This window comes from Lactobacillus sp. UMNPBX17 (assembly GCF_002553735.1).
Taxonomy (GTDB): Bacteria; Bacillota; Bacilli; order Lactobacillales; family Lactobacillaceae; genus Lactobacillus; species Lactobacillus gallinarum.
In genome coordinates this window covers 1-11,590 of the sequence record NZ_PCYT01000054.1, presented here as the reverse complement: position 1 = coordinate 11,590, position 11,590 = coordinate 1, and the positions used below count along the sequence as shown (strand labels likewise).

The following is an 11,590-nucleotide window of genomic DNA, read 5'->3' as shown; positions in this document are numbered from 1 at the left end:
AAAAGGCTTAACTCCGAAAGAATATCGGAATCAAGCCTCTATTAATCCTGTATTTTAAACTGTCTAATTTTTAGGTCTCAGTTCACATTGAACATATTGGTCTTTTTTTATTAACTACCAATTAATCTTAAAAATTTTGTTCTTTCGAGTTGTATAATCTGAACTATCATGGTAGGCAACAGTCAGATAAAGATCATTTTCACTATTAACTTGAATACCTTCAAATTCTGTAGCATATCCCGATTCATTTAATTTAAAACTATTATCTAAACGAATTATATCCCATTCAGAAGCTTCAGTAGCTTCCCATGGAATTTTGACTATTTTTCTAGGTTTAGAATAAATATCTGTTTGATCTGGATGTGCCTCACTTGAAATATAAATATTCAGGTTATCATCAATATCATATCCTTGTAATGATGTAATTTCTTTTACTAGACCTTTAATTTTAAATGCTTTCAAGCACTGATCAGCTAATGCGTCTGTCTTCAAATTTACATCACCTGTACCAACTCTATCTAAAGCATTGTTAACATCTTCCAAATTATAAAGTGAAAAATATCCTGTGTCACTTTTATCTACAGTAACAATTAAAAAATAACTATAATTTGGAGATGGAGATACGGCTGCTTCAGATCTAACCAAGTCATTACCACTATATGCTAATCCAAATTTCCTACCAGCTTGATTTAAATTGGAAATGCGAGGTAATTGCGTGTTGAATTTATATTCAGCTTTACTGAACTTTACTCTAGCAATTTGAGTATCCCAATAAATTGAAGGATGATCAGGATCTTTTTTAGGCTTAGTACCGATAAACCATTCACTTGCTCCACTATAAGAATCTGTCCGATTAGCATATTCCCAAGTTTGAGTATGACCACCAGCTGCTTGCAAAGTTTTATTAGCAGGAACAGAATGAATCCCATCTAAATACAATCGCTCAACATTACTATTCTTGCCTTTTCCTTTCACAAAATCTCTCCCATGACGAGCACGATATACTACCGCATCTGTACCCTGTTTTAGTAATTGAAGAGCATAATTGTAGGTCTTTCCAACATTACCCTTTTGAACTACAACCTCATGTAAGCCATTCAACCCATACATTTTCTCTATATTCGCATTTGTAATATCAACCATAATAAAACCTCCAAAAAATCTACTTATCCTGAGTCTCGTGCAAGTCATTCATTTGCTTTGCAACCTCCGCAAAAATGTCCTGCACTTCTTGTTCACTCAACTTAAAGCCCTTAGCTTGCAAGCCATCAACTACTGCATTGCCAACTCGATTGATCTTCTTTTCATCAGATAAATTCTCTTGGTCATACATGTTGATGTAGCTTTTCATTAGATTGCTTGTAACGATACGCAATCTTTCCAGCCTTTTATTCTTAAAGTGAACATGACTCAAGATACCAACACTTACAACACTAATAACCCAAAACGCTAGAGCTATTAGTTCAACGTAATCATGAATATCCATGATTTCTTTCTTACTTACACACGTGTTTCTAGGCTTTTTCTTATTTCTTTCATACCTCGTTGACAGTTCTTATGCCACGTCTAAAGACTAATATCGCCAATACATTTTTAGTAAAAATACCTATTTAATAATTTAAAATATTCGGAGAATGCTTGCCATGATTGAATTAGAGCGTACTAAAGAATTAGCGAAAAAATATAAAATGAACTTACGTGAAGTGAATGATAAGACTGGGTTAGGTACTAATTCTATCTATAATTGGAAGAATAAAAGACCTGGTGGTGATGCCTTAGAAGCCGTTGCCGAAGTACTAAATACCTCAATCGACTATCTAAAGGGCAAAACCGATGATCCTACCCCTATACCTACAAAAGGACAACCAACTTCTATTCCACTAGACGAAGAAAAGCCTTATTCATATCATGGTTACAACGTTCCTGAGAGATATCTCAATATGATTCGAGGACTAATGGAAGATGACATTAAGGAAGGTCGCGCAGACAAGAAATGAGAAATCTAGACAAAGAAGAATTAATTGTATATTTGCTCAACTATGCTTTTAAGCATGGCCTTTCATACATCTTAGTTAGAGGCGAGCCATATGATCCTGCACTTTCGTTTAAACATAAGCACAAGATGATAATCAACACTAACTGGCACACTTCTAATGAATTGCCTTTTATTATTGGACACGAGATTGGACACTTAATGTTAGGTGATTCAGGTATTGCTTATTGGCCTAGCTTTTCAGGGCAAAACTCAGAAGAAGAGGAAGCAGATTTATTTTCTCTTAAGATTATTTACGACTATTCCTGCAAAAATGGTGACTACATTCAAGAACCAGGGACCTTCATGCAAAGCTACGGCATCCCCGAAAGAATGGCCACCGCAACCAAGCAACTTTTCAAAGACAATGACGACCTAATGTAGCAAAAAAACTGATGCTCCTAGCCTCATGGCTTAGATGCACCAGTTTTTTAGTTTTAAAATCTATTTTTAATTTTACTTTTTCGCAGCATCCTCTGCTTCAGCGACAGTGTTTGATGGTGTTAATTTCAAACCATTTGGATCAACTTTAACTTCACTTGCTTTTACGTATGCATTTTTAATTGGAACACGATCGGAAACATAGTCGCCATTGTTTGTTAAGCGATAAACGCTTCTATATTCACCATTCAAATGTAAACGATAGAATAGTTCAGCCTTATTTTCCTTGGCTACCCAAATGTATGATAAGCTATCAACTCTCCATACCAAATCGTTCTTCTTAATTCTAATATTTTGAGAAGTACCATCTGCATTGTAGACTTCAACTGGTTGATCCATAGTAATTAATGATTTGTCTGTTTTGTTATAACTCTGAACTGATAATTGCTTAGCAGCTTGAACATCATTATTATAAATCCAATAATCTGTTCCCTTAATATGATAAATTGCTAGCTCATTATCGTCATCACCGTCTTGCCCAGTACCAGCACGTGTCCCTTGTTCTAAACGGTCTACTACAAACTTATCACCTTTTTTAACACGTTTATTAGTACGTTGAACTTCAATCTTGCCAGGCACTTCTGTAAATAGATAAGTATATGGAGTAGTTACCGTTACAGTGGTTTCATCTTTACCAACTGGTTGGGTATTATTGGTTGTGGTGTTTGACGAATTATTAGAACTTGTTGAAGTATTAGTTCCGATAACTGGACCTAAGTTAGCAGTTCTAACATATTGCTTTCTTGGTCCGCCTACCTTGAAGTAGTGCTTGCCATTCTTAAAAGTGTAGTAGCCACCATAAGTAGTTACTATTTCGCCTTTGTATAACTTCCATTTCTTACTGCTTGCAGTCATACCGTAAGGTGTTCTTTGAGTGGAAGTACGGTAAATATAAGCATTGTGGGTTACTCTACGCCTTACACCATCAATGTTAGTTACTCTAACGTATTGATCTTTGCCTGAAATTTTGTAATATTGATTTCCTTTAATAGTTATAGGGGTTGGGTCAACATAAATTGAGCCATAGGTAATATATTTTTGACCTGTTGAATTGCCATCTTTATCATAAGCAATTGAATTATGCATAACTGTCTTTCTGACAGAATTATCTGCAGCTTGAACTGTGTGAGCCTGTGAGCTAAGTGGAAGCACTGGGCTTACAGCCATTAATGCTGCAACTGAAGCCAAGATAAGTTTATTCTTCTTCATTTTAATCATCTTTCTGTTAATATCTCGCTGATACTTCTATTATCTCCCCCCCAATTTTTAAGTCAATCAATATGGACATAAATGAAAATGGACTATAATTGTATTAACATTCAATACATTAAACTCCATTTAAAGAGAAACAAAAAACTGATGCTCCTAGCTTCATAACTTAGATGCATCAGTTTTTCTATCTTCTTTTAACGTATTTTTTCACTTTAAAGGCCAAATAAAAGTAAATTGTCGCCTTCAACGCCAATATTGTTATCTTTCTTAAGTTGCTTCAAAGAATTTACCACAAATTTCTTCTGACTACCCTTAAGCTTATTAGCAGCCTTCATCGCTGCATTAAAGTCGCGTTTATTTTGTTTATTCTTTAGACTAATAATGTTCTTATCAGCGCTTCTATTAGCAATTCTCTTCAATGGATTTACTACTCCACGCATCCCCTTGCTGTTGAAGTAATAATATTGAAGCATTGCTTGCGTAGTCCAGCAGCTGTACTTCTTATCCTTAGAAACTACTAAGTATAATGGAGCACCACTAATTTTGCCGTGGAATCTTACTACCTTTTCAACTCTAAATTTAACGTTTTGGACCTTAGCTGGACTAATTGTCTTGCCCTTGAAGGTTTCATAATGCGTTAAAGCATATTTGTAGTTGCTTTTACCTACATAAATAGGATCTGCATCCTTAGAATTTTTAATTCTTAAAACATAGCCTTGTTTAGTTAACTTAGGGTCATTTTCAATTACGGCCTTCGGATTAACATTTGTGGTTTTAGGTGCATTGCTAGCAGTACTTGCAGCTTGAACAGTAGCAGGCGCAACGCCTAAGAGAAGTCCCGCAATAACAGCAGAAGAAAACAACATTTTTTTGTTAAGTTTCATACTCAATTACCCCTTTATTCATGAATTCAGGAATATTATTGCACAAAAATTTTTGCCTGATGCATCGATTTTTCGCTTAATATTTTTCATGATAAGATTAATTTATAACTATCTTGAAAGAACACGAATGAAACGAATTTACTATTATCACAAAACTACCGATGACGTGGTCGACAGCCACGATCAAAATTTTAGCTTACCAGATGACTACGTAATTTTGCCCAATTCTCGTGGGGCCAAAATCTGGTCCGCCATTGCTCGTCGCCTCGCTGCAGGCTTTGGCTGGCTCGTCTTCCGCTTTTTCGACAACGTTAAGGTAATTGGCAAAGAAAAACTAAAGCAAGTCGACGGCGGCTATTTCATCTATGGTAATCACACCAGACCAATGGGTGACGTTTTTACATCCCTCACCATTTTTCCTATTAAGAACTTCTACGCGATCGCAGGCCAAGCCAACTGGGGCATCCCCTTCATCGGCAAATACCTAGTGCGCTACGGTGGCCTTCCCGTTGGCAAGGATGTGAAGCAATCAATTAAATTAATCAAAGCTATCCAAACTGTGATCAAGGATAAAAAAGGTGAAGTTCTAATCTACCCAGAAGCACACGTTTGGCCATACTACACCAAAATTCGTCCATTTGATGCAACCAGCATGCACTTTCCTGTTCAACTGAACGCACCAAGTTTCGTTATGACCAAAACCTACCATAAAAGATGCTTTAGCAAGCGTCCTCGCGCCGTTATTTATATCGATGGACCATTTTACCCAGATCAAACTTTAAGCCGTAAGGAAGCGCAAAATAAGCTTCACGACGAAATTCAAAAGACATTAATTGACCGAGCTAATCTCAGCGACTATGAATATTGTCAATATATCAAAAAATAAGGTTAAGAAACGTTTTTGCTTCTTAACCTTATTAGTTTGTCTTTAAGAGTTTTAGTTACCTAATTAACGCTCCATAACAAAATGTTGTCTTTCTTTTCCATCATGACATTACACAGAACACAATCTTGTTTCATTTGTTTTAAAGATCCTAAAACAAACTTGCGTTGATCACCCTTCAACTTTTTAGCAGCTTTGACTGCTAAAGCATAATCATGCTCATTTTTAGCAAGCCATTTACGATCAGTAATTTTGCCTTTAGAAGTAAACTTTTTATTTGGTCTGATAGGACTTCTTCCTTCTATTTTTTTCAATGGTTTAATCACTTTCTGAAAAGTCTTACTGTTTATAGCATAATATTGCAAGCCTGCATTTGGCGTCCAACCATTATATTTGTGATCCTTAGAGGTAACAAAATATTCTGGAGCACCACCTACGCCTTGAAAGTGCATAACCTTTTCAATCTTAAATCTAACATTCTTGATTTTCTTAGGACTAACAGTTTCGTTTCCTTTAAAATGTGGATTATTTACCATCTTGGCATAGTTGGATTTACCAACATAAATAGGTTGTGCTGAAGAATTAACATTTATAACATAGCCCCATTTACTAAGCTTAGGCGTATTTTGAATTATCATCTTAGGTGACTTTTTAGCATTTGTCGTAGTTGCATCAGAATTACTACTTGCGGCATTAACTGTAACTGGTGCCGTACCAAGTAACGTAGCAACTGAAGCTGCAGTGAATAAAGCTGTTAAAATCTTTTTTGATTTCATTGTTTTAACTCGCCTTTCTTTTTACGCCTATATTTTATATCTAAAATATTTTCATGTTAACCTTATTTTTTCGTTTTGCGTATCTGAAAATACGTAAAAATCGCAGCAACGACAGCAACAACATCTAATGGGATAAGTATAGTCATAAGAACTACAGCGCCATCTTGAAAACATGCGTATATATTAGCAACCAACATAATCAATATTGGCACTGCCACATTGAAGTAGCCCCACTTTCGCCACAGCCACGCGCGATAATTTTTATACGCTGGCGTTGCTGAAACGGCGATACCTATTATCAGCAATGCCATGCAAATCCATCCTGGAGTAGACATAATACCTTTCTATTCTTTCTATTGAGGATAATTCTAATAATATTCTTACTTCTTCACATTTTATCATAAACAGAATATTAATATAGTCAGAGAAGTTTTCTACAGAAAACTAAATCACTAATCTTTTTGCTATTTCAGTGTATCCAGCTAGTTTCAAAGAGTCCTTTATCTCTTTTGCATGTTCTTTTTGATCCTTCGATATTGCTAAATAAAATTTACCCAATAGTTTATACATTTAAAAAGCTGGAATTGGTTCTAAACTTTTGAGTAACAAGAATATTTGTTCAACTTCTTTATCCTGAAAATCATGCTTATCATCAATATTAAATAGATAATTAACACAAATCGTAGCAATCCGTATTATTTCTCCATCCGAGAAATTATTAATATTTTAATACGTTCTCAGTACAGACTGCATTAATGTTCTACGTACACTTTTATCAAAATATTTCATTGCATTGCCAAAAATACGAAGTGTGTCTCTATTCTTAGTCCAGTCATTCTGGGAAAACATTGACTGTAGAATTTCTTTCTGTGTTTTCGCATCTAATTTAGTTTTTTTCAATTCAGCCACTATTAGTAATGCATGCAATTTATATTCCATTGGAAAATTTTGCTGTAAAATTTTATCTTTTAACATCTCTGCCTTTTTTACATCAGCCTCATAAAAAGCTTGGGACATTTCTTTTTGTAATTCAGAATTGTCATTTCTAAATCCATAACTAGGAGCCACTTCATCAAAAAATGATGATAATCAATATTATTGTCGGCTAACATTTTTAATAAATCTTCAGCATAAATACGATGCTTTCCATGCTCTATCTGCGAATAATGTGATTTAGAGATAGCTATATTTTTAATCATATCTTTTTGTTTTAAATTTCTATCCTGTCGTTCTTTCCTCAAAGCTTCTGAAATTTTCATCGACTTCATCCTTCCATTCAGAAAAATGAATTCTACATGGTATCATATAGAATATACAGATTAGTAAATTCAAATACTACTAAACAGGAGTAATTATGAACATACTTTTTTGCGGGGACGAAAACGCAGAAGACGGCGTTTTAATCTCCACACTATCTTTATTAAAGAACTCTGGTGCCAAGGAACTGCACCTCTATATTTTAACCATGGAAGCTCACAGCGATGAACGCAAGTATCATCCCTTCTCTGAGCATGCCGCAGATTTTATTCGTTCTTTATTAGTTAAAGCAAAACCTAAAAATACGCTGGAGTTGATCGATTGCACCGATCTATTTATCAAGCAGCCACCTACAGCCAACATGAATACGCGTTTTACCCCTTATGCCATGTTGCGTCTATTTGCGGATGAATTACCACAGATTCCTGACCGCATTCTTTACCTAGACGACGACATCGTTATCCGCGGCGACATTACTGCTTTTTACAAGCAAAATATCAAGGGTATCGAACTCGTCGGCGTGCTCGACTATTGGGGCAGATTCTTCTTCCACAATGTCAAAACTAAGCGCGTCTTTGATTACCTAAACTCCGGTGTTTTGCTTTTGAATATGGTTAAGATCAAGCAAACTGGTCTTTTTGCCAAAGTCAGAGACATGATGCAAACCAAGAAGATGTTCTTACCTGACCAGTCAGCAATTAACAAACTTGCCGTTGCAAAACGTGTCGTACCTCGTCGTTACAACGAACAATATCGCCTGCAAAAGGATACCAAGATTCAACACTTTACCACTAGTTTTCGTTTCTGGCCCTACTTCCATACCCAAACAGTTAAGCCATGGGACGTAGCTCGTGTGCACAGCGTACTGCATCTACATGAATACGACGATATACTCAACGAATATCTCAAAATTCGCAATAACTTGAAAGAATAATACTTGGAGGAACCATTTTGAAAACTATCCCTGTTTTTTACACTATCAGTGATAACTACACACCATATGCATTTGTTTCAATTCAATCATTAATTGATCATGCTGATCCTAAGAAGGACTACACCATCACTCTTTTGGTTCAAGAAATTTCTGATGAACACAAAAAGAGCTTGGAAGACATGTCAACCGACAACATTCATGTCCACGTCTTCCACATTGACGACGACATGGTTAAGCCAATTCACAAGACTAAAGAAAACTACTTACGTGCCCAATTTTTCACCATGTCTATCTTCTATCGTCTGTTCATCCCTGAATTATTCCCACAATACGACAAGGCAGTTTACCTAGATGCTGATACCATCATTTGTGCGGATATTGCAGATTTATACGACACCGAAATCGGCGACAACATGTTTGCCAGCTGTCCTGATTTGTCTATTCGCTACATGCCACTTTTGCAAAAATATATCAAGGAATGTCAAGGCATTTTACCTGCCGAAAAGTACATCAACAACGGCGTGATCGTCTTTAACATGAAGGCATTCAGAGACAAGCATTTCGTAGACAAGTTTTATTACTTAATGGACAAATATCACTTCGACAACGTCGATCCAGATCAAGCTTACATGAACGAAATTTGCGAAGACAAGATCTACCACTTACCTAAGGAATGGGACGCAATGCCTAACGAAAGCATCCCCGAAATCGAAAATCCTAAGATCGTGCACTACAACTTATTCTTCAAACCATGGCACTTCGCCGATGTCCAATACGCCCACTACTTCTGGGATGTTGCCAAGAAGACACCATATTATGATGAATTAAAGAAACAATTAGATGATTTCACAGATGAAGATCGTCAAAGAGCACGTGCCGACCTAGAACGGATGGCTGAAAGAGTTGATACAATCGTCAAAGAGCCAAATACCTGGGCTAAAGTTAAGCAACATGAATCAGTAAAGATTGGTTAAGGAAAGCAATTATGACAGTTCCAGTTTTTTATAGCATTAGTGACGACTTCACTAAGTATGCTGCAGTATCGCTTAATTCACTGGTTAAACATGCAAATCCTGAGACAGACTACACAGTATATTTTTTAAACCAAGATTTATCTGGCCAGCATAAACAAGATTTAAGTGATCTTGGCATTCAAAATGTGCACGTTAAATTTTTCCATATTGATGATGAATTAGTTAAGCCAATTCAAAATCGCAAAGAAAATTTCCTGCGCGCTGATTTCTTTACCATGTCGATTTTTTATCGCTTGTTTATCCCGGAATTATTCCCGCAATACGACAAAGCAATTTATATCGACAGTGACACTATTGTAAATGATGACATTGCCAAACTTTACAACACCGAACTAGGCAACAACCTATTCGGTGCTTGCACCGACTCCTCTATCCAATATGTAGCCAAAATGGTGAAATACATCAAAGATGTTTTAGCGCTAGATCCAAAGAAATATATTAACTCAGGGATGCTAGTCATGAACTCTAAGGCATTCCGCGATGAGCATTTCATTAACCACTTCATGAATTTACTAGAAAGATACCACTTTGACTGTATTGCCCCAGATCAGGATTACTTAAATGAAATTGGTGAAGGAAGGATTTTGCACCTTGATCCGCGTTGGGATGCGATGCCTAATGAAAATACTAAGCCACTGAAAAATCCTGGTCTGATCCACTACAATCTTTTCTTTAAACCATGGCATTTTAAAAATGTTCAATACGAAGATTACTTCTGGCAAAGTGCTAAAGAGACTAAGTTTTATAATGAATTAAAAGCTGAACTCGATAATTATACTGACGCCGAACGCGCAGATGATCGAGAAAAACTTAATCACATGCTTTTAAAGGAAGATAAAACTGAACAAGATCCTAATAATTGGGCACGAGTGAAAGAACGAGAGGCTGTTAAACTATGATTTTTGGCGATAACCGCGAAGCTGTAATTAAAAATATTCAAAAAGCTGCCAACAAGCGAGACTTTACGGCAAAGGCAGAAATTGGCGATCCACAAATGACGCTTGATGAACGATTGAAGTTAGTTAATGACTATTGGAAAAATCGCAAATCATTTTCTAGCAAAATTAATAATCAAATTGGACACGCTATGCTTACTACTTTTGCCAAAACCTTAGCAGGTTCTACTGAATTCAAGGGATTGGAAAATTTAAACAATCTTCCTATTGGTGGAGCAATCGTAACTGCTAACCACTTTAACCAGATTGATTCTTTACCAATTAAATTATTAGCCAACAAGATGCATCATCAACTCTCAATCGTCATTGAAGATACTAACTTGATGCTGCCAGGCTTCTTCCGCTATTTAATGAACTATGTTGGAACTATCCCTCTAGTTCAAAGCGCAAGTTATATTGGCAATGTATTTCCTAAGCATTTAAGCAACGCACTAGCTAAAAACAACTGGGTATTAATTTATCCTGAACAAGAAATGTGGTGGAATTATCGTAAACCACGTAAATTGCAACGTGGCGCCTATTACTTTGCTGCAAAACAAAACGTGCCAGTTATTTCGCTCTTTATTGAGATTAGAGATTTGCCAAAAATAGAAAAGAAAGACTCTAATTTCTACGAGACTAAATATATTGTCCATGTTTTACAACCGATTTTTCCTGATGTTTCTTTAAGTGCTAATGAAAATGCGCATAAAATGATGGAACAAGATTATCAACAAAAAGTTGCCGCATACGAAAAAATTTACGGTAAGAAACTTAATTATGATTTCACAGATTGGGATATCGCAGGCTGGCGCGGCCATCTTTCATAAGAAAAATATAAGATAATTTGAAATAGTTTGTTCTAAAGTGACAACGTGTTACCGTTAATATAACGTATTTTACTTTAGAAAGGAGCTTCCTATGAAAAAATTTACCAGAGAAACTCTATCAAACTATAACGGAAAAAATGGTCGACCTGCCTATATTGCAGTTAACGGTACCGTATATGATGTAACTAACAATTCTCAATGGACCAATGGCGAATACCATAATATTATGGCCGGCCAAGATGTTAGTTTTAACTTAACTAATACGCCAGATGTATTAGTTAATATTAATAAGGTTGGTTTATACAACTAGAAATAAACGTAAATTGCAATAATAAATTGAACACTTTTAATCAAGCTGCTTGATAGATTAGA

16 protein-coding genes are annotated in these 11,590 nt (G+C 35.9%); 8 read left to right on the top strand and 8 right to left on the bottom strand.

The features are described 5' to 3' along the window. Positions 1 to 114: 114 nt before the first annotated feature. Together CP368_RS08035 and CP368_RS08030 are read right to left on the bottom strand one after the other, a co-directional pair. Positions 115 to 1,143, bottom strand: coding sequence for a helveticin J family class III bacteriocin (locus CP368_RS08035; RefSeq protein ID WP_098045955.1), 1,029 nt, complete (start codon positions 1,141 to 1,143; stop codon positions 115 to 117). A 19-nt stretch (positions 1,144 to 1,162) separates the two neighbouring features. Beyond that, positions 1,163 to 1,486: a hypothetical protein gene (locus CP368_RS08030; RefSeq protein ID WP_003628386.1), complete on the bottom strand. Its 324-nt coding sequence runs from the start codon at positions 1,484 to 1,486 to the stop codon at positions 1,163 to 1,165. 157 nt (positions 1,487 to 1,643) lie between these two features. On the opposite strand from CP368_RS08030, the gene CP368_RS08025 reads away from it, so the two are divergent. Together CP368_RS08025 and CP368_RS08020 are read left to right on the top strand one after the other, a co-directional pair. Next, the gene (locus CP368_RS08025; protein WP_098045954.1) at positions 1,644 to 1,997 is read left to right on the top strand and encodes a helix-turn-helix transcriptional regulator; all 354 of its coding nucleotides are present in this window, start codon (positions 1,644 to 1,646) and stop codon (positions 1,995 to 1,997) included. After that, complete coding sequence (locus CP368_RS08020) at positions 1,994 to 2,416, top strand: ImmA/IrrE family metallo-endopeptidase (RefSeq protein WP_098045953.1); 423 nt, start codon at positions 1,994 to 1,996, stop codon at positions 2,414 to 2,416. The genes CP368_RS08025 and CP368_RS08020 overlap by 4 nt, the downstream gene beginning before the upstream one ends. Before the next feature lie 72 nt (positions 2,417 to 2,488). On the opposite strand, the gene CP368_RS08015 is transcribed toward CP368_RS08020, so the two are convergent. After that, a complete protein-coding gene (locus CP368_RS08015; protein ID WP_098045956.1) occupies positions 2,489 to 3,682 on the bottom strand; it encodes an SLAP domain-containing protein in 1,194 nt (397 codons plus the stop codon). Between the two features lie 215 nt (positions 3,683 to 3,897). Next, a complete protein-coding gene (locus tag CP368_RS08010; protein WP_098043886.1) occupies positions 3,898 to 4,569 on the bottom strand; it encodes a hypothetical protein in 672 nt (223 codons plus the stop codon). Positions 4,570 to 4,696: 127 nt separating this feature from the next. Between CP368_RS08010 and CP368_RS08005 the strand changes: the two genes are divergently transcribed. After that, positions 4,697 to 5,455, top strand: coding sequence for a 1-acyl-sn-glycerol-3-phosphate acyltransferase (locus CP368_RS08005; protein ID WP_098037055.1), 759 nt, complete (start codon positions 4,697 to 4,699; stop codon positions 5,453 to 5,455). Between the two features lie 59 nt (positions 5,456 to 5,514). Here CP368_RS08005 and CP368_RS08000 read toward each other — a convergent pair whose 3' ends face one another. The 4 genes from CP368_RS08000 to CP368_RS07985 all read right to left on the bottom strand — a co-directional run bounded on the left by CP368_RS08000 (position 5,515) and on the right by CP368_RS07985 (position 7,487). Then, positions 5,515 to 6,228 (bottom strand): hypothetical protein, encoded by a 714-nt coding sequence (locus CP368_RS08000; RefSeq protein ID WP_098045952.1) that lies wholly within the window; start codon positions 6,226 to 6,228, stop codon positions 5,515 to 5,517. Positions 6,229 to 6,290: 62 nt separating this feature from the next. After that, positions 6,291 to 6,539 (bottom strand): sodium:proton antiporter, encoded by a 249-nt coding sequence (locus CP368_RS07995; protein WP_233185839.1) that lies wholly within the window; start codon positions 6,537 to 6,539, stop codon positions 6,291 to 6,293. Between the two features lie 415 nt (positions 6,540 to 6,954). Further along, entirely contained in the window at positions 6,955 to 7,245 is a 291-nt protein-coding gene (locus CP368_RS07990) for a hypothetical protein (RefSeq protein ID WP_233185838.1), read from the bottom strand. Further along, complete coding sequence (locus tag CP368_RS07985) at positions 7,215 to 7,487, bottom strand: helix-turn-helix domain-containing protein (protein ID WP_158227430.1); 273 nt, start codon at positions 7,485 to 7,487, stop codon at positions 7,215 to 7,217. Before CP368_RS07985 ends, CP368_RS07990 begins: the two co-directional genes overlap by 31 nt. Before the next feature lie 95 nt (positions 7,488 to 7,582). Between CP368_RS07985 and CP368_RS07980 the strand changes: the two genes are divergently transcribed. From CP368_RS07980 to CP368_RS07960, 5 genes are all read left to right on the top strand, one after another. Continuing rightward, positions 7,583 to 8,419 (top strand): glycosyltransferase, encoded by an 837-nt coding sequence (locus tag CP368_RS07980; RefSeq protein WP_098043889.1) that lies wholly within the window; start codon positions 7,583 to 7,585, stop codon positions 8,417 to 8,419. A gap of 17 nt (positions 8,420 to 8,436) precedes the next feature. Then, positions 8,437 to 9,393, top strand: coding sequence for a glycosyltransferase family 8 protein (locus CP368_RS07975; RefSeq protein ID WP_098043890.1), 957 nt, complete (start codon positions 8,437 to 8,439; stop codon positions 9,391 to 9,393). An 11-nt stretch (positions 9,394 to 9,404) separates the two neighbouring features. Continuing rightward, complete coding sequence (locus CP368_RS07970; RefSeq protein WP_087236501.1) at positions 9,405 to 10,352, top strand: glycosyltransferase family 8 protein; 948 nt, start codon at positions 9,405 to 9,407, stop codon at positions 10,350 to 10,352. Beyond that, positions 10,349 to 11,218: a lysophospholipid acyltransferase family protein gene (locus CP368_RS07965; RefSeq protein ID WP_087176765.1), complete on the top strand. Its 870-nt coding sequence runs from the start codon at positions 10,349 to 10,351 to the stop codon at positions 11,216 to 11,218. Before CP368_RS07970 ends, CP368_RS07965 begins: the two co-directional genes overlap by 4 nt. Before the next feature lie 91 nt (positions 11,219 to 11,309). Continuing rightward, a complete protein-coding gene (locus CP368_RS07960) occupies positions 11,310 to 11,528 on the top strand; it encodes a cytochrome b5 domain-containing protein (RefSeq protein ID WP_056945469.1) in 219 nt (72 codons plus the stop codon). Positions 11,529 to 11,590: the final 62 nt, after the last annotated feature.

What these genes read in the sequence shown, in the direction of transcription:
- CP368_RS08035 (WP_098045955.1), bottom strand. Translation starts at nt 1,143, where the DNA reads ATGGTTGATATTACAAATGCGAATATAGAGAAAATGTATGGGTTGAAT.
- CP368_RS08030 (WP_003628386.1), bottom strand. Translation starts at nt 1,486, where the DNA reads ATGGATATTCATGATTACGTTGAACTAATAGCTCTAGCGTTTTGGGTT.
- CP368_RS08025 (WP_098045954.1), top strand. Translation starts at nt 1,644, where the DNA reads ATGATTGAATTAGAGCGTACTAAAGAATTAGCGAAAAAATATAAAATG.
- CP368_RS08020 (WP_098045953.1), top strand. Translation starts at nt 1,994, where the DNA reads ATGAGAAATCTAGACAAAGAAGAATTAATTGTATATTTGCTCAACTAT.
- CP368_RS08015 (WP_098045956.1), bottom strand. Translation starts at nt 3,682, where the DNA reads ATGAAGAAGAATAAACTTATCTTGGCTTCAGTTGCAGCATTAATGGCT.
- CP368_RS08010 (WP_098043886.1), bottom strand. Translation starts at nt 4,569, where the DNA reads ATGAAACTTAACAAAAAAATGTTGTTTTCTTCTGCTGTTATTGCGGGA.
- CP368_RS08005 (WP_098037055.1), top strand. Translation starts at nt 4,697, where the DNA reads ATGAAACGAATTTACTATTATCACAAAACTACCGATGACGTGGTCGAC.
- CP368_RS08000 (WP_098045952.1), bottom strand. Translation starts at nt 6,228, where the DNA reads ATGAAATCAAAAAAGATTTTAACAGCTTTATTCACTGCAGCTTCAGTT.
- CP368_RS07995 (WP_233185839.1), bottom strand. Translation starts at nt 6,539, where the DNA reads ATGGCATTGCTGATAATAGGTATCGCCGTTTCAGCAACGCCAGCGTAT.
- CP368_RS07990 (WP_233185838.1), bottom strand. Translation starts at nt 7,245, where the DNA reads ATGTCCCAAGCTTTTTATGAGGCTGATGTAAAAAAGGCAGAGATGTTA.
- CP368_RS07985 (WP_158227430.1), bottom strand. Translation starts at nt 7,487, where the DNA reads ATGAAAATTTCAGAAGCTTTGAGGAAAGAACGACAGGATAGAAATTTA.
- CP368_RS07980 (WP_098043889.1), top strand. Translation starts at nt 7,583, where the DNA reads ATGAACATACTTTTTTGCGGGGACGAAAACGCAGAAGACGGCGTTTTA.
- CP368_RS07970 (WP_087236501.1), top strand. Translation starts at nt 9,405, where the DNA reads ATGACAGTTCCAGTTTTTTATAGCATTAGTGACGACTTCACTAAGTAT.
- CP368_RS07965 (WP_087176765.1), top strand. Translation starts at nt 10,349, where the DNA reads ATGATTTTTGGCGATAACCGCGAAGCTGTAATTAAAAATATTCAAAAA.
- CP368_RS07960 (WP_056945469.1), top strand. Translation starts at nt 11,310, where the DNA reads ATGAAAAAATTTACCAGAGAAACTCTATCAAACTATAACGGAAAAAAT.